Annotated in this window: 15 protein-coding genes and 1 tRNA gene; 10 read left to right on the top strand and 6 right to left on the bottom strand. The window is 62.7% G+C overall.

Annotated elements, in window-relative coordinates:
• Positions 1-99 precede the first annotated feature (99 nt).
• The 9 genes from B0G82_RS08505 to yacG all read left to right on the top strand — a co-directional run bounded on the left by B0G82_RS08505 (position 100) and on the right by yacG (position 8,352).
• Positions 100-1,092 carry a polyprenyl synthetase family protein gene (locus tag B0G82_RS08505; protein WP_106285179.1) on the top strand — a complete coding sequence of 331 codons (993 nt, stop codon included), beginning with the start codon at positions 100-102 and terminating at the stop codon, positions 1,090-1,092.
• A 48-nt stretch (positions 1,093-1,140) separates the two neighbouring features.
• Positions 1,141-1,217: transfer RNA gene (locus B0G82_RS08500), tRNA-Pro, on the top strand.
• Positions 1,218-1,427: 210 nt separating this feature from the next.
• Positions 1,428-2,726: an HlyC/CorC family transporter gene (locus B0G82_RS08495; RefSeq protein WP_121307140.1), complete on the top strand. Its 1,299-nt coding sequence runs from the start codon at positions 1,428-1,430 to the stop codon at positions 2,724-2,726.
• Between the two features lie 258 nt (positions 2,727-2,984).
• Positions 2,985-4,280 (top strand): ATPase, T2SS/T4P/T4SS family, encoded by a 1,296-nt coding sequence (locus tag B0G82_RS08490; RefSeq protein ID WP_121307139.1) that lies wholly within the window; start codon positions 2,985-2,987, stop codon positions 4,278-4,280.
• Complete coding sequence (locus B0G82_RS08485) at positions 4,277-5,506, top strand: type II secretion system F family protein (protein WP_121307138.1); 1,230 nt, start codon at positions 4,277-4,279, stop codon at positions 5,504-5,506. The genes B0G82_RS08490 and B0G82_RS08485 overlap by 4 nt, the downstream gene beginning before the upstream one ends.
• 27 nt (positions 5,507-5,533) lie before the next feature.
• On the top strand, positions 5,534-6,475 hold the full coding sequence (locus tag B0G82_RS08480; protein WP_121307137.1) for an A24 family peptidase: 942 nt from the start codon (positions 5,534-5,536) through the stop codon (positions 6,473-6,475).
• 3 nt (positions 6,476-6,478) lie between these two features.
• Positions 6,479-7,081 (top strand): dephospho-CoA kinase, encoded by a 603-nt coding sequence (gene coaE / locus B0G82_RS08475; RefSeq protein ID WP_121307136.1) that lies wholly within the window; start codon positions 6,479-6,481, stop codon positions 7,079-7,081.
• Positions 7,082-7,275: 194 nt separating this feature from the next.
• Positions 7,276-8,031: a cell division protein ZapD gene (gene zapD, locus B0G82_RS08470; RefSeq protein WP_106285174.1), complete on the top strand. Its 756-nt coding sequence runs from the start codon at positions 7,276-7,278 to the stop codon at positions 8,029-8,031.
• A gap of 123 nt (positions 8,032-8,154) precedes the next feature.
• On the top strand, positions 8,155-8,352 hold the full coding sequence (yacG, locus tag B0G82_RS08465; protein WP_106310901.1) for a DNA gyrase inhibitor YacG: 198 nt from the start codon (positions 8,155-8,157) through the stop codon (positions 8,350-8,352).
• A gap of 80 nt (positions 8,353-8,432) precedes the next feature.
• Here the strand turns inward: yacG and mutT are convergent, their stop codons facing one another.
• From mutT to secA, 4 genes are all read right to left on the bottom strand, one after another.
• Positions 8,433-8,858 carry an 8-oxo-dGTP diphosphatase MutT gene (mutT, locus tag B0G82_RS08460; protein ID WP_121307135.1) on the bottom strand — a complete coding sequence of 142 codons (426 nt, stop codon included), beginning with the start codon at positions 8,856-8,858 and terminating at the stop codon, positions 8,433-8,435.
• 8 nt (positions 8,859-8,866) lie between these two features.
• A complete protein-coding gene (locus B0G82_RS08455; protein WP_116118336.1) occupies positions 8,867-9,736 on the bottom strand; it encodes an ATP-binding protein in 870 nt (289 codons plus the stop codon).
• Positions 9,737-9,778: 42 nt separating this feature from the next.
• Complete coding sequence (argJ, locus tag B0G82_RS08450; protein WP_121307134.1) at positions 9,779-11,020, bottom strand: bifunctional glutamate N-acetyltransferase/amino-acid acetyltransferase ArgJ; 1,242 nt, start codon at positions 11,018-11,020, stop codon at positions 9,779-9,781.
• A 149-nt stretch (positions 11,021-11,169) separates the two neighbouring features.
• A complete protein-coding gene (secA, locus tag B0G82_RS08445) occupies positions 11,170-13,980 on the bottom strand; it encodes a preprotein translocase subunit SecA (protein WP_116118338.1) in 2,811 nt (936 codons plus the stop codon).
• 291 nt (positions 13,981-14,271) lie between these two features.
• Between secA and B0G82_RS08440 the strand changes: the two genes are divergently transcribed.
• Positions 14,272-14,757, top strand: coding sequence for a DciA family protein (locus tag B0G82_RS08440; protein ID WP_041758585.1), 486 nt, complete (start codon positions 14,272-14,274; stop codon positions 14,755-14,757).
• A 71-nt stretch (positions 14,758-14,828) separates the two neighbouring features.
• Here B0G82_RS08440 and lpxC read toward each other — a convergent pair whose 3' ends face one another.
• Together lpxC and B0G82_RS08430 are read right to left on the bottom strand one after the other, a co-directional pair.
• Positions 14,829-15,746, bottom strand: a complete 918-nt coding sequence (lpxC, locus tag B0G82_RS08435; RefSeq protein WP_116138948.1) for a UDP-3-O-acyl-N-acetylglucosamine deacetylase — start codon at positions 15,744-15,746, stop codon at positions 14,829-14,831.
• Positions 15,747-16,035: 289 nt separating this feature from the next.
• On the bottom strand, positions 16,036-16,539 hold the full coding sequence (locus B0G82_RS08430) for a peroxiredoxin (protein WP_012434415.1): 504 nt from the start codon (positions 16,537-16,539) through the stop codon (positions 16,036-16,038).
• Between the last annotated feature and the right edge of the window lie 234 nt (positions 16,540-16,773).

Below are 16,773 nucleotides of genomic sequence, written 5' to 3'. Positions count from 1 at the left end.
GCGGTTCTGCCGCCGCCCGGAACGCGCCGCGCCGCAGCCTGCGACCCGGAACTGTCGCGATTCGCCTTATAATTCGCGGCACTACCCAATTCAGCCATCATGTCGTCGACTGCCACCCCCTCCTCCAACGCCGCCAGCCTGCTCGCTCCGATCGCCGAAGACATGCAGCAGGTCAATCGCGTCATACGGCACCGTCTTGCATCCGACGTGATGCTGATCAACCAGATTTCCGAGTACATCATCAGCGCGGGCGGCAAGCGGCTGAGGCCGGCCTTGCTGCTGCTGGTGGCCGGCGCGTTGGGCGAAACCACAGGGCATCGGCACGAACTGGCGGCGGTCGTCGAATTCATTCATACGGCCACGCTGCTGCACGACGACGTGGTCGACGAATCCGACCTGCGGCGCGGCCGCCAGACTGCCAACGCGCTGTTCGGCAACGCCGCCAGCGTGCTGGTGGGCGATTTCCTGTACTCGCGCTCGTTCCAGATGATGGTCGGCGTGGGCAAGATGCGCGTGATGGAGATTCTGTCGGAGGCGACCAACATCATCTCCGAGGGCGAAGTACTGCAGCTCCTGAACATGCACGACGCGGACGTGGACGAAGCCCGCTATATGCAGGTGATCCGCTACAAGACCGCCAAGCTGTTCGAAGCAGCCGCCCAATTGGGCGCGGTACTGGCCGGATCAGACGCGAAAACGGAAGCCGCCGCTGCCGAATTCGGCCGGCGCATCGGCACCGCGTTCCAGATCATGGACGACTGGCTCGACTACACGGGCACAGCTGAGTCGATGGGCAAGAACGCCGGCGACGACCTTCGCGAAGGCAAACCCACTCTGCCGCTGATCTATCTGATCGAACGCGGCACGCCGGAGCAGTCGGCGCTCGCGCGGGAAGTGATCGAGCAAGGTGGCACGGAACGTTTCGACACTATTTTCGAGGCGATCACGCGCTCCGGCGCACTGGATCACACGCTCGAATGCGCGAAAAAGGAAGCTCAGGCCGCCGCTGCAGCAATTTCTTCGTTTCCGGATTCCATTTTTAAAGAGAGCCTGCTAGAATTATGTTCTTACTCGACGGCAAGACAGTCTTGAACGAGACTGAAACGCTGGCTTAGTCTGAATCGAGTCTGCAGTACACATCGGGGTGTAGCTTAGCCTGGTAGAGCGCTACGTTCGGGACGTAGAGGCCGGAGGTTCGAATCCTCTCACCCCGACCAGATTCGCCTTGTTAGTTCAAGGCTCAAAAAACCGCCCAGCTTGCTCGGCGGTTTTTTGTTTTCTTGGGTCACGCGCGGCGTGTTCAGCGTGTTATTTCCCTCACGCACCCCGCACCGCCATCGTCGCCCTGTCTTTTGCCGCCAGTACGAACAGTGCGCGCAAGCCCCTCTGCTATATTCTCTTCATCCTTTCCCTATCCTTCACGACGCGTGCAACAACTTCCCTTATGGGCGCAGATTGGCGCCGTCTTTCTGCTGCTTATCTGCTCGAGCTTCTTTTCGATTTCCGAAACGGCGATGATGGCGATCAATCGCCATCGCCTGAAACATCTGGCCAATCAAAACGCGCTCGGCGCAAAGACCACTCAAAGTCTCCTCGCGCAGACGGATCAGCTTTTGAGCGTCGTGCTGATCGGCAACAATCTGTTCAACACCATCATTCCGGTGCTCACCACCTCGATCGCCTTGCACACGTTCGGCCGGAACAACCTCGTGCTGTCGATCGCGACCGGCATCGTCGCGTTTCTGATCATCGTGTTCGCGGAAATCACGCCGAAGATCGTCGGCGCGACGTTCCCTGAAAAAGTCGCGCTGCCGGCCAGTCTGCTGATCGCGCCGATGATGCGCGTCGCCAAACCGCTAGTCTGGTTCGTCAATCTTTTTGCGAACGGCATTCTGCGCGTGCTGCATATCAATACAAAGGGCGCGCACGACCAGCGCCTGTCGACCGAAGAGTTGCGCACCATCGTGCTCGAGTCCGGCAGCTTCATGCCGACCAAGCACCGCAGCATTCTGCTGAACCTGTTCGACCTGGAAAACATCTCCGTCGACGACGTGATGATCCCGCGCCGCCGCATCGAGGCGCTGGATTTCGACGCGCCGTTCGAGCACATCCTGCATCAACTGGAAACCTGCTATCACAACAAACTGATCGTCTATCAAGGCGACATCGATCGCGTGCTCGGTGTGCTGCACGTACGCAAGACACTGGCGGCGCTGCACAACCAGGAGCTGGAGCGCGAGACGCTGCGCGAGTTGCTGGCCGAGCCGTACTTCGTGCCGAGCGGGACGCCCGTGTTCCAGCAATTGCAATTCTTCCAGGAGAGCCGCCACCGCACAGCGTTGGTCGTCAATGAATACGGCGAGTTGCAGGGCCTCGTCACACCGGAAGACATCATCGAGGAACTGATCGGCGAGTTCACTACCTCGATTCCGCGCAGCGCCAACTCGCGCGGCGGCTGGAACGAGAACGGCGAATGCATCGTGGCCGGCAGCATGCCGCTGCGCGAGTTGAACCGCTGGCTGCATCTCACGCTGCCTACCGACGGGCCAAAAACGCTCAATGGTCTAATCCTCGAAATTCTCGAAGACATTCCCGACGGCGACGTGTGCGTGCAGATCGGCGAAGTCAAACTCGAAGTGATGCGCAGCGACGATCAGGCGATTCGTACGGTCAAGCTGTTCAGACCGCCGACGCGCGCGAAAGCCGGCAAGGTATTGCGCGGCTAGATTGGTCGGCGTAACTGCGCAACTTCGCGACGCGCGCGACCGCTTGGCACGACCAGCAACAGCGCGACACGGCCAGGCACGGCAGGCATGACGGCAGGCAGCGGCGAAACACGCGCCAGGCACAGCGGCCAAAACCTGCAGCAGCATCGCACACCAGCGCAGCGCGCGCCATTAGCCGAATGGCCGAATAGCGGCGCCCGCCAGCTTGCCGGAAGATGAACCCGTTGTGTTCTACAGGCGGTTCATCACCGGTCTCTCATGCAAGCCTCTTTCCAGCCCACGGCGGCATCGCCACGCCACATCGCAAACGCCCACGAAAGCGCCGTCAAAGCGAAACTGAAACCATTCGCACCCGACGTCGGCGCAACAAATCCCACTGATACCGACAACGCCCCCGCCGTACGTCTCTTGACCGACACATTGCAGGAAGCAACTCGCCGAAACGCGTCGGACCTTCACATCGAGCCAGCGGAACACGGCTGGCGCGTGCGCTTGCGAATCGACGGCGTGCTCCACGAGATCCCGCCGCCGCCCGCGCATCTGCGCGACGCATTCATTACTCGGGTGAAGGTGCTGGCGCGCATGGATATCGCCGAGCGGCGCGTGCCGCAAGACGGCCGGCTGCGCATTTCCACTTCGCCCGGACGCGTTGAAGACTATCGCGTCAACTCGCTGCCCACGCTATTCGGAGAAAAGCTCGTACTGCGCAGACTCGACGCGCTGCCCGCCGATCTTTCACTCGACTCGCTCGGTCTCGATCCGCATCAACGCGAAACCGTGGACGCCGCGATTCGCGCGCCGCACGGCCTCATGCTTGTCACCGGTCCCACCGGGAGCGGCAAGACATTGTCGCTGTACTGTTTCCTGAATCTGCTCAACGGTGACGCCCGCAATCTCTGTTCGGTGGAAGATCCCGCGGAGATCCAGTTGGCTGGCATCAATCAGGTCAGCGTGCGCGAAAAAGCCGGGCTCACTTTCGCGGTCGCGCTGCGTGCATTTCTTCGCCAGGATCCCGACGTGATCATGGTCGGCGAGATTCGCGACGAAGAAACCGCCGACGTCGCCGTAAAAGCCGCGCAAACCGGCCACCTCGTCCTGTCGACCCTGCATACGAACGACGCGCCGGCAGCCATCGCGCGTCTGATCGATATCGGCGTCGAGCCGTATAACCTCGCCGCCGCGTTGCGGATGGTCACCGCGCAACGGCTGGTGCGGCGGCTCTGCATCGCGTGCCGCGTGCCGGCGCCGCAGTCGGTCGCGGCGCTTCGGGCAGCAGGTTTCAGCGAGCAGCAACTCGATGGCTGGCAGCCCTACGCCACCGCCGGGTGCCCCGCGTGTCACGGCATCGGCTATCGCGGCCGCGTCGGCATTCATCAGGTGATGCCCGTATCCGATGCGATGCGCGAACTGATCGTCGCGAGCGCCGGCACGCATGAACTCGCGCGGCTGGCACAAACCGAACAGGTGGGCACCTTGCGCGACGCCGCGTTGAGGCGTGTGCGCGACGGCACCACCAGCCTCGCCGAAGCGCTCGCCGCCACCGAGTTCGCATGAACACGGCGACGACCCAAAGGCTTCCGGCCTCCGACATGCGTTTCAAATGGCGCGGCGTCGATGCCGACGGCGTGCGGAAAAACGGCGCGCTCATCGCGCCGGACGCAGCCATCGCTCGCTCAATACTCAAGCGCGACAATCTGTTCATCCTCGAACTGACGGCGCTCGGACCGGCACCGCGTCCCACCACGCGCGCCGCGGACATCACGCTATTCACGCGCCAGCTCGCCAGCCTGCTGCGCGCGGGTCTCCCACTCGCGCCCGCGCTGGACCTGCTCGCGCAAGCCCAGACTTCGCGCCGCCACGGCATGCCGCGCATTGTCGGCGCGCTTGCGCGCAACATTACCGGCGGCCTGCGTTTTTCTGCGGCGTTGCAGCGGCATCCCGCGCAATTCAACGCGCTGTACTGCCAACTCGTCGAAGTCGGCGAGGCAGCCGGCGCACTCGCGGCGGTCCTCGCCCGCATCGCCGACGACCGCGAACGCGCCGCCGCGCAGCGCGCCAAAGTGCGCGCGGCATTGACCTATCCCGTCGCGATCCTCGTGCTGGCGATGGCAATCACCGCGGCATTGCTCGTGTGGGTCGTGCCGACCTTCAAACAGATCTTCGACGGCTTCGGCGCCAGGCTGCCCGCACCCACGCAGTTCGTGCTGGCATTGTCGTCCGGTGTGGCGCGATGGAGCATACCGGCCGTCGCCATGATCTTCGCAATCGGATCAGCAGCGACGTTTCTGCTGCGACGTTCCGAAGCCGCGCGCATCCGCTTTGCGCGCATATCGCTGACAATACCGGTTGCCGGTCCGCTGTTGCGCACGTTGTGCGCGGCGCGCTGGAGCCGCGCGCTCGGCACCTTGTTATCAGCCGGCACACCGCTGGCCGACGCGTTCGATTCGCTGACTCACGCCACCGGCAACGCATTCTTCGACCGCGCCACAGTGGAAATCGCCGCGCGTCTGCGGCGCGGCGAACGGCTCGCCGCCGCAATGCGCGCGGCACACTGCTTTCCGCCCGAAGTCGTGCAGCCCATCGCGGTTGCCGAGGAGTCCGGAGCACTCGACGCCATGCTGATCGACGTGGCGTCGCTGGCCGATCGTCAGGTAGACGAAAAGATCGGCACGCTGTCGAGTCTATGCGAGCCACTCGTCATCGTCGTGCTCGGCGCGCTGGTCGGCGGCCTCGTGATCGCGATGTATCTTCCCATTATTCAACTCGGCAACGTGGTGTAGGATCGCAGCCGAATCCATCCTTAATCTATGCGGGCCACTCTTCCATTCGTGCCAGACACTTCTTCCAGCCTGCTGTCGGGTTTGCTGCCCGACCATTTCGCGACCGGCCTCGGCCAGGCGTTCGGCAGCTTGCCCACAGCACTGCAGATGACGTTCGCCATTGTGTTCGGCCTCGTGATCGGCAGCTTCCTGAACGTCGTCGTGCATCGGCTGCCGATCATGCTCGACCGCGCCTGGCGCGCTGAAGTCAGCGAGGCCGCCGATCAACCACTGCAAGAAGACGGCTTGCCGGCGCGCTACAACCTGTGGGTGCCGCGCAGCGCCTGTCCTCACTGCGGCCACGTGTTGAGCGCATGGGAGAACCTGCCGGTACTGAGCTATCTATTGCTACGCGGCCGCTGCTCCGCATGCAAGGCCCGCGTGAGTCTGCGCTATCCGCTGCTCGAAATCGCCAGTGCGGCGTTCGCGGCGGGCGCACTCGCATTGTTCGGCCCGACCGTCACGGCGCTCGCCGCCTTTGGTCTTTGCGCCACCTTGCTCGCCATGAGCGCGATCGACATCGACACGCATCTGCTGCCCGACTCCCTGACGTTGCCGTTGTTGTGGGCGGGCATCATCGTCAACTTCAACGGTATGTTTACGAACTTGCACGATGCGGTGCTGGGCGCGATCTTCGGCTATCTGGTGCTGTGGGTCGTGCACTGGTTATTTCTGCTCATCCGCGGCGTTGAAGGTATGGGTTATGGCGATTTCAAACTGCTGGCGGCGCTCGGCGCGTGGCTCGGTTGGGCGGCGCTGCCGCAGATCGTGCTGATCGCGGCGGTGAGCGGCGCGGTCGTCGGTCTGCTGGCAACATGGCGCGGCCGCATGCGCTTCGAGGAACCGCTGCCTTTCGGGCCGTTCCTTGCGGCGGGCGGCGCGCTGACGCTGTTTCTCGGCACACCGCTTTATCTGGCTTTGGGAGGCTGAAGCATGTTTGCTGTGGGATTGACCGGCGGCATCGGCAGCGGCAAATCGACTGTCGCCGATCTGTTTGCGGCGCACGGCGTGCCGCTCGTCGACACCGACCTGATCGCGCACCGCATCACCGCGCCGCATGGCATCGCCATGCCGCCAATCGCCGCCGAGTTCGGCGAGGAGTTCGTTGCGCCTGACGGCTCACTCGACCGCGCCGCCATGCGCGCACTCGTATTCAGCGACGACAGCGCGCGCAAACGCCTCGAAGGCATCACGCATCCATTGATTCGCGCTGAAACCGAACGCGAGCAGCGTGAGGCTCAAGGGCCTTATGTGATCATCGTGGTGCCGCTGCTGGTCGAATCCGGCAAGTGGAAGGCGCGTGTGAATCGCGTGCTGACGGTGGACTGCAGCATCGAAACGCAGATCTCGCGTGTGATGAGCCGCAATAATTTCAGTCGCGAACAGGTGCTGGCGATCATCGCTCGTCAGGCCACACGCGAAGCGCGCCTCGCCGCGGCCGACGACATAATCGACAACGACAACGCGCCGCTGGACGCGCTCGAGTCGCAAGTCGACGCGCTGCATCGCGTGTATCTGTCGCTCGCCCGCGCATGACGCGGACGTGACACCTCGGGAAATCCCGGTTGAACTTCGCAGCGATGCGCGTGCCAAAAGTGCGTTGAAAACCGCCCGAAACACGTGAAGAAAGTTGCAAATGCGTGCTGAAAAAGTGCGTGATTGCTAGGGTAGTCTCACGGCATTAGAATGTTCTGCATTCCCGTCACCGACCACGCCCGAGGCGAGCCCGCTTGATCCTTTACGAGTATCCCTTCAACGAGCGAATCCGGACGCTATTGCGCCTCGAAGATCTGTTCGAGCGCTTCACGTTCTTTCTGACTCAGGAAGACGCCAGGGAACATCACGTCGCACTGACAACGTTGTTCGAAATCTCAGAGGTTGCGGGCCGCGCGGATCTGAAGTCGGATCTGATGAAAGAACTCGAACGCCAACGGCAAACGCTGGCACCGTTTCGCGGCAATCCGGGAATCGAACAGAATGCGCTTGAAGCCGTACTCGGCGAGATCGAGCAAACACTCGCGGGGCTTTCGCAGATGCAGGGCAAGACCGGCCAGCATCTTGCAGACAACGAGTGGCTAGCCAGTATCCGCAGCCGCGCGATCATTCCGGGCGGCACCTGCAAGTTCGATCTGCCGTCCTATTACGCCTGGCAGCAGATTCATCCCGATCAGCGCCGCCAGGACATCGCCAAGTGGGTGACCCCGCTGCTGCCGCTGCGCGACGCGGCCATCATCGTCTTGCGGCTCGCGCGCGAGTCCGGCCAGGCCTCCAAGGTCATGGCCATGCAGGGCAGCTATCAGCAGATGCTGTCCGGCCGTTCGTATCAATTGATGCAAGTGCGGGTGGCACCGGAATTGCGCGTGATCCCCGAAGCCAGCGCGAACAAGTACATGCTGTGGGTGCGCTTCACCGTGCAGGACGGCGATTTGCGTCCGCGTGCGGTGGATGTCGACGTTCCTTTCCAGCTCACGCTTTGCAGCCTGTAGGTCACGCTCGCAGGCCTGTCATGTTCACCTGTTAAATCAGAAACGGTGGGGCACGCCTTTAAAGCGGCGAGAAATGCCCCTATATTCGTTACTTGTTCCGTTTGCGATTGATTGCCTGACCGTATGCCTACTGTCGTCAAATGCCCCACGTGCGGAAAGGACGTCCGCTGGACACCTGAAAACCGCTTCCGCCCCTTCTGCTCCGATCGCTGCAAGCAGATCGACCTCGGCGCCTGGGCCGCTGAGAAGTACAAGATCGGCGGGAGCGAGCAGGAAGCGTCGTCGGACGAGACGCCCGGCGGGGATTACACCCCGCATTGAGCGCGGCCCGCTGGCCGGGCCATGCCGATCGGCGCTGCGTTAGAGCAGCGCCTGACGTCGCGCGCCGTTTTCTTTCCGCTTCAGCTCTTTTCGGCTGCGAGCCATTCCAGCACGGGAATGGTCGCCGGCAACAGCGGCTCGACGTCCGCGGGCAGCGTCTGCCAGACAAAAGCCTGACCTTCGCGGCCGTGCGGCTCGCCGGACCACTGCGTCACCTTGCAGAAAAAGAGCCGCACATACGCGTGCGGGTAATCGTGTTCGAGCGTATGCCAAAGATGGCTTGCCTCGACCGCGATACCCAACTCCTCCTGCAACTCGCGAGCGAGCGCGGCTTCGACTGATTCGCCCGCTTCCAGCTTGCCGCCCGGAAACTCCCAGTAGCCTTCGTACGGCTTGCCGGCCGGGCGCTGCGCCAGCAGATAGCGCCCATCGGGCTGGACCAGCACGCCAACCGCGACTTGCGTCACCTTGCGGCCGGCGGCGTTCTTCTCGACGTCGTCGCTCATGCGCTCACTCATGCCGACGTCTTGCGGCCGGACCAGTCGCGCGCGAACTGCCACGCGACACGTCCCGAACGCGATCCGCGCTCGAGCGCCCACACCAGCGCATCGCCGCGCGCCGCTTCGACTTCGGCGTCGTCGCAACCGAAATGGCGCAGCCAGTGGCTGATGATCGACAGGTAGTCATCCTGCTTGAACGGATAGAAGCTGACCCACAAACCGAAGCGCTCGGACAGAGAGATCTTTTCTTCGACCAGCTCACCGGGGTGAATCTCGCCGTCGGACGTGTGCTTGTACGTCTCGTTGTCGCTCATGTATTCGGGCAACAGATGGCGCCGGTTCGACGTCGCATAAATCAGCACGTTGTCCGATTGCGCGGCGATCGAGCCGTCGAGCGCGACCTTCAGCGCCTTGTAGCCCGACTCGCCGTCTTCGAACGAGAGGTCGTCGCAGAACACCACGAAGCGTTCCGGCCGCTGCGCGATCAGGTCGACGATATCGCCGAGGTCGTGCAGATCGTCCTTATCCACTTCGATCAGACGTAGCCCGTCTTTCGCGTACGCGTTCAGACACGCCTTGATCAGCGACGACTTGCCGGTGCCGCGCGCGCCTGTCAGCAACACGTTGTTGGCCGGCTGCTTATGGACGAATTGACGCGTGTTCTGCTCGATCAGGCCTTTCTGGCGATCGATGTTCTGCAGGTCGTCGAGCGTGATCGCCGAGATGGCCGGCACCGGCTGCAGGTAGCCGCGCCCCTGGCGCTTGCGCCAGCGGAAGGCCACTGCCGCCGACCAGTCGATATCGGGCGAAGCGGGCGGAAGCATCGCTTCGAGGCGGACGAGCACGGCTTCGGCCCGGGTCAGAAACTGTTCGAGTTTATCCATGGCTGGGAAATAAGCGGCCTTCAGGCCGCGTAATGAACCTGGTTACGAACGATAGTCGGCGTTGATGCTCACGTAGTCGTGGGACAGATCGCAAGTCCAGATCGTGGCTTGCGCATCGCCGCGCCCGAGTACCACACGTATGCCGATCTCGCTCTTTTTCATGACGCGCTGGCCGTCTTCTTCGCGGTAGGCCGGATTGCGGCCGCCGGCAGTGGCGACCAGCACGTCGTCCAGATACAGATCGATCTTGCCGACGTCGAGATCGTCCACGCCGGCATAGCCGATGGCCGCGAGAATGCGGCCGAGATTCGGATCCGATGCATAGAAGGCCGTTTTCACGAGCGGCGAGTGGCCGATCGCATACGCGATCTGGCGGCATTCGCCGACGCTCGAGCCGCCTTCCACTTGCACGGTCATGAATTTGGTCGCGCCTTCGCCGTCGCGCACGATCAGTTGCGCGAGGGTCTGGGCGACTTCGGTCACCGCGTCGCGCAGCGCTGCATAAGCGGGCGAATCGGTGGACGTGATCGCAGGCAGGCTCGATTTGCCCGACGCGATCAGGATGAAGGAATCGTTGGTCGACGTATCGCCATCGATCGTGATGCAGTTGAACGAGCGATCCGCCACGTGCTTGACGAGCGCGTCGAGCACCGGCTGCGCGACGGCGGCGTCGAATGCGAGGAAGCCGAGCATGGTCGCCATGTTCGGCTTGATCATGCCGGCGCCCTTGCTGATGCCGGTCAGCGTGACCGTGTGGCCCTCGATCGTCACCTGGCGCGACGTGGCCTTGGGCAGCGTGTCCGTGGTCATGATCGCCTGCGCGGCGTCATACCAGTTCGCTTCCTTGCGGTTCGCCAGCGCGGCCGGCAAACCCGCTTTCAAACGATCGACCGGCAGCGGCTCCAGGATCACGCCCGTCGAAAACGGCAGCACCTGCTCCGGCGTGATGTCCGCCAGACGCGCGAGTTCGGCGCAGGTTTCGCGCGCCGCCACGAGGCCCGGCTCACCCGTGCCCGCGTTCGCGTTGCCGGTGTTGATCACCAGCGCGCGAATCGGCTTGCCGCCGGCGCGCACGCGTTCCAGATTCTCACGGCACACCGTGACGGGCGCCGCGCAAAAACGGTTCTGCGTGAACACGCCGCCCAGCGTGGCGCCTTCGCCCACGGAAATGACGAGCACGTCCTTGCGGTTCGGCTTGCGGATGTTCGCCTCCGCCCAGCCGAGTGAAACGCCGGCGACGGGATAGAGTTGAGCGGGATCGATCGAGGGGAAATTGACAGCCATGGTCGCGACCTGTCGAAGAAAATGCCGGCAGGCGCCGGCATCGGGGAAACGGAACTGATGATCCGGGCTTGTTGCCGGACCACCGCGAAATCAAGGCAACCTACCGCCTGAAACGACGCGGCGCGCCTCTCAGCGCGCCGCCTTCGGCATTACACGATCTTGCCGTGGCACTGCTTGTACTTCTTGCCGCTGCCGCACGGGCACGGGTCGTTACGGCCGACCTTTGGCACGTTGTCCGCGCTCATGTTCGCTGCTGCCGTATGCGACGAACCGTGGCTCATGGCATCGCCGATCATGGCGGCAGTCGCTGCTTCCGCGGCAACAGGCGCTGCGGCGGCCGCTTCGGCGAATTCGGCGTGGCGGAACTCGACGTTTTCAAGGTGGCCGCCCTGCTCTTCGAGCTGTTCAGCAGCCTGTTCCAACTGTTCAGGCGACTGGATCTGCACGTTCATCACCACGCGGGTGACTTCGAGCTTCACAGCGTCGAGCATGGCGGCGAACAGTTCGAACGCCTCACGCTTGTATTCCTGCTTCGGATTCTTCTGCGCATAGCCACGAAGATGGATGCCCTGACGCAAGTGATCGAGCGCGGCCAGATGTTCGCGCCAGCTGCGGTCCAGCGTTTGCAGCATGATCGAGCGCTCGAACGCGCTGAACGATTCGCGGCCGACCAGTTCGACCTTCGCTTCGTAGGCTTCGTCCGCGGCGGCTTCGACCGCTTCGAGAATCTCGTCCGCGCTGATCGAGTTCGACTCGTTGATCATTTCCTGGATCGCGAGATCGAGCTGCCATTCGTTGCGCAGCACTTCTTCCAGTTCGGGCACGTCCCACTGCTCTTCAATGCTGCCCGCCGGCACGAACTGATGAACGATATCGGCGATCACGCTCTGACGCATCGCGCCGATCGTTTCGGTGATGTCGTTCGCTTCGAGCAATTCATTGCGCTGCTGGTAAATCACCTTGCGCTGATCGTTCGACACATCGTCGTATTCGAGCAATTGCTTGCGAACGTCGAAGTTGCGCGCTTCCACCTTGCGCTGCGCCGATTCGATCGAGCGCGAGACGATGCCTGCCTCAATCGCTTCACCTTCGGGCATCTTCAGGCGGTCCATGATCGCGCGCACGCGATCGCCAGCGAAAATGCGCAGCAGCGGATCTTCCAGCGACAAATAGAAGCGCGACGAACCCGGATCGCCCTGACGGCCGGCACGGCCGCGCAGCTGATTGTCGATCCGGCGCGATTCGTGGCGCTCGGTGCCGATAATGTGCAGACCGCCCGCGGCCTTCACCTGATCGTGCAGCGCTTGCCATTCGTCATGCAGCTTCTGGATGCGGCGCTGCTTGTCGTCTTCAGCCAGCGTTTCGTCCAGCTCGAGGAACGACGCCTGCTTTTCCGCGTTGCCGCCGAGCACGATGTCCGTACCGCGACCGGCCATGTTGGTGGCGATCGTGATGCGCTTCGGACGGCCGGCTTCGGCGACGATCTCGGCTTCACGCGCGTGCTGCTTGGCGTTCAGCACTTCGTGCGGCAGACCGGCCTGCTTCAGCAGATGCGACAGCAACTCGGAGTTTTCGATGGACGTCGTACCGACCAGCACCGGCTGACCGCGTTCGTAGCAATCGCGAATGTCGCGGATTACCGCGTCGTAGCGTTCCTTGGCCGTCTTGTAGATCTGATCCTGCTTGTCGATCCGCTTGGGCGGACGGTTGGTCGGGATCACGACCGTTTCGAGACCATAGATCTCGTTGAATTCGAATGCTTCCGTATCCGCCGTGCCGGTCATGCCGGACAGCTTCGCGTACATGCGGAAGTAGTTCTGGAACGTGATCGACGCGAGCGTCTGGTTCTCGCTCTGGATCTTGACGTGTTCCTTCGCCTCGACAGCCTGGTGCAGCCCGTCCGACCAGCGGCGGCCCGACATCAGACGGCCGGTGAATTCGTCCACGATCACCACTTCGCCGTTCTGCACCACGTAGTGCTGGTCCTTGAAGAACAGCGTGTGTGCGCGCAGCGCGGCGTACACGTGGTGCATCAGCGTGATGTTCTGCGGCGCGTACAGGCTTTCGCCGTCGCCGATCAGGCCCCACTCGGCGAGCAGACGCTCGGCCTTTTCGTGGCCCGATTCCGTCAGGAACACCTGGCGGCCTTTTTCGTCCAGCGTATAGTCGCCCGGCTTTTCGACGCCGGTGCCGTCCGCTTTCTCTTCGCCGATCTGGCGCTCGAGCAGCGGCGGCAGCGCGTTCATGCGCACGTACAGGTCGGTGTGATCTTCTGCCTGGCCGGAGATGATCAGCGGCGTACGGGCTTCGTCGATCAGGATCGAGTCGACCTCGTCGACCACCGCGAAATTCAGGGCTCGCTGCACGCGCGCGTCGGTCTCGTAGACCATGTTGTCGCGCAGGTAGTCGAAGCCGAATTCGTTGTTGGTGCCGTACGTGATGTCCGCCGCGTAGGCTTCCTGCTTCGCGCCGTGATCCATCTGCGACAGATTGATGCCGACCGACAGACCGAGGAAGTTGTACAGGCGCGCCATCCATTCGGCATCGCGCTGGGCGAGGTAATCGTTGACCGTGACCACGTGCACGCCGCGGCCGGACAGCGCGTTCAGGTAGACCGGCAGCGTGGCGACGAGCGTCTTGCCCTCACCGGTGCGCATTTCGCCGATCTTGCCGTAGTGCAGAACCATGCCGCCGATCAGCTGCACGTCGAAGTGGCGCATTTTCAGCACCCGCTTGCTGGCCTCGCGGCACACCGCGAAGGCTTCCGGCAGGAGCTTGTCGAGCGATTCGCCGCTCGCGACGCGCTGGCGGAATTCACCCGTTTTGGCGCGCAGTTGATCGTCCGTCAATTGCTCGATCTGCGGTTCGAGCGCATTGATCGCCGTGACGGTCTTTTGATATTGCTTGACTAGCCGCTGGTTGCGGCTGCCAAAAATCTTCTGTAGAAAACCGGTGGTCATCGGATCGGTGTATGCGTCGCGGCTTCGGCTGGGTCGCGGCGTGCAGTTCGTGCACGCGCGCTCCGGGGTCGGAAGGGCCTCGGCGGCTTAGTCCAAGAGTGAATTCGAATCGCGCATTTTAGCACGCGGCCCCGCCCACGCTTATGTCAGCAGCGAGACGGCGGCAGGGCATCGGAAGCCCGCCGCAGCGCGCTCTGGCAGTCCGCATTGAGGCGGGACCGCGTGTGTCCTGCGCGGTACAATCGCGGCGTGAACGCGCATAGGGTGCGGACACGCCGTGACCCATCGAACATGAGCCGTTTTCCTTCCTTTTCAAGGCCGCCGCCCCAGCAGTTCAAGGCGCGCCGCCCGCAGCCGGTCGCCGAGGTGCTCAACCGCACGGACGCGTTCGCGGCCCTGCGCGCGGGCGTCGAGCAGATTGCGGCGTTGGAGAAGGATCTGCGCGCGCTGCTGCCGGACTATCTGGCGACGAGCGTTGAACCCAGCTTTATCAAGGAAGGCGTGCTCGCCCTGTTCGCCGGCCATAACGCGCTGGCGGCGCGGCTGCGGCATCTGGAGCCGCGGCTGCTGGCGGATCTGCAGCAGCGCGGCTGGCCGGTGAATTCGCTGCGGATTCGCGTGCGCCCGCAGGCTGTGAAGGAACCGCCGCCGGTCAAACAGGCGCGCATGACGCCGGCCGGCGCTGATGCGCTCCACGCGCTGAGCGAGTCGCTGGCGCCTTCGCCGCTGCAGGAAGCCTTGGCGAAAATGGCGGCGCGGCATCGGAGAAATCGCTAGGCAAAAGAAAAGCGGCCCGACTGGGCCGCTTACTTTTCATGCGCTGGCTTCGGAAATTTCACCCGAAGGCGTCAGGCGAAAGCCGTCTGCGTTTCGTAGGCAAAACCGCGCGGCGCCTTCTGCGTGTCCTCGAACGTCACGATTTCGTACGAATCTTCGTGTGCCAGCAGTTCGCGCAGGAGCGCGTTGTTCAGGCCGTGGCCCGATTTGTATGCGTCATACGCCGCCAGCAACGGATGGCCGACCACATACAGGTCGCCGATCGCGTCGAGCATCTTGTGCTTTACGAACTCGTCGTCGTAGCGCAGGCCGTCGTTATTCAGAATACGGTACTCGTCCAGCACGATCGCGTTGTCCATGCTGCCGCCACGCGCCAGACCCAGTTCGCGCATCATTTCCACTTCATGCGCAAAACCGAAGGTGCGGGCGCGCGCGATTTCGCGCACGTACGACGTATTGGCAAAATCCACTTCCAGCGCCTGGCCGGTTTTATCCACAGCCGGGTGACGGAAATCGATCGTGAACTTGAGCTTGAAACCAAAGTACGGGTCGAGACGCGCGAATTTATCGCCATCACGAATTTCGACCGGCTTGGTGACCTTGATGAATTTCTTCGCCGCGTTCTGTTCTTCAATACCCGCCGACTGAATCAGAAACACGAATGAACCGGCACTGCCGTCCATGATCGGAATTTCTTCGGCGGTGACGTCGATATAAAGATTGTCGATGCCGAGACCGGCGCAGGCGGACATCAGATGCTCGATGGTCGAGACGCGCGCGCCGTCCTTCTGCAACACGGAAGCCATACGCGTATCGCCAATCGCCATCGCCGACGCAGGAATGTCCACTGGCGTGGCCAGATCCACGCGCGAAAACACGATGCCCGTGTCCGGCGCGGCCGGACGGAGCGTCAGTTCGACTTTGCGGCCCGAGTGCAGGCCGATGCCGACTGTCTTGACGATTTGTTTGATAGTGCGCTGCTTCAGCATGGTGATCTTCTATTCGATTGAAAATCCCAATCGGGACTTTTTATTCCATAGCACGAATTATACTCCAATACCCTAAGGAGCGTCTTTCCGCGGAACGTATCAATCTGTTTCGCTGCATTACCCTTGTGCGCCCGTCAGGGAAAGCGTGACGGGCCGATGCCCCGGAACGGAGGCGTTTCCGGTCATCGGCCCGCGTAACGGCCTGTCACAAAAGCGTCTTATCGACCGTTGCCCAAGCACAACGCGCCAACCGCGCGTGCCTGTGGCGAAGGCCACGACGCCAGCGTGCCTAGCTCAACGTAGCGAGAATACTCCCTGCATCGCTGACTTCGAATTTGCCGGCAGCCTCGACGTTCAACGTCTTGACCACGCCGTCGTCGACTACCATCGCGTAGCGCTGGGAACGGATTCCCATGCCGCGCGCCGACAAATCCTGCTCGAGACCGAGCGCTCGCGTGAAAGCCGCACTGCCGTCCGCCATCATGCGCACCTTGCCCGAGGCGTGCTGATCGCGTCCCCACGCGCCCATTACGAACGCGTCGTTGACGGACACGCACCAGATCTCGTCGATGCCAAGAGCGCGCAACTGCTCGGCGTGCTCGACATAACCCGGTACATGTTTGGCCGAACAGGTTGGCGTGAACGCGCCGGGCAATCCAAAGATCACCACACGCTTGCCCGCCGTCTGCTCGCGCACGTCGAAGCTGTTAGGCCCGATCGTGCAGCCCGCCCGCTCGTCTTCGATCAACTCGAAGAGCGTCGCGTCGGGCAGCTTGTCACCTGCCTGAATCATGCTCAGTCCTTTGCATCGATGCGAAGCACGCTCGCACGTCGTCGTGTCGCAGTGAAAAATCCGGCGTGGGCACCAACCACTGCATGCTCCGCCGTCCGGCGACAGTCGCCCAATCCGCTTCGCGAATCCGAAGAGGGCACTTGTCCTTGTCGCGAATCCTCAACGATACGCGACTTGTTCGCCGTTCACCCGCCACGCTCGTGCATTCGTCCGCCAGCGCTGCACTGCTGTCCA

This window comes from Paraburkholderia sp. BL17N1 (assembly GCF_003634175.1).
In the GTDB taxonomy this organism is placed as follows: domain Bacteria; phylum Pseudomonadota; class Gammaproteobacteria; order Burkholderiales; family Burkholderiaceae; genus Paraburkholderia.
This window is presented reverse-complemented; position numbering and strand designations above follow the sequence as displayed.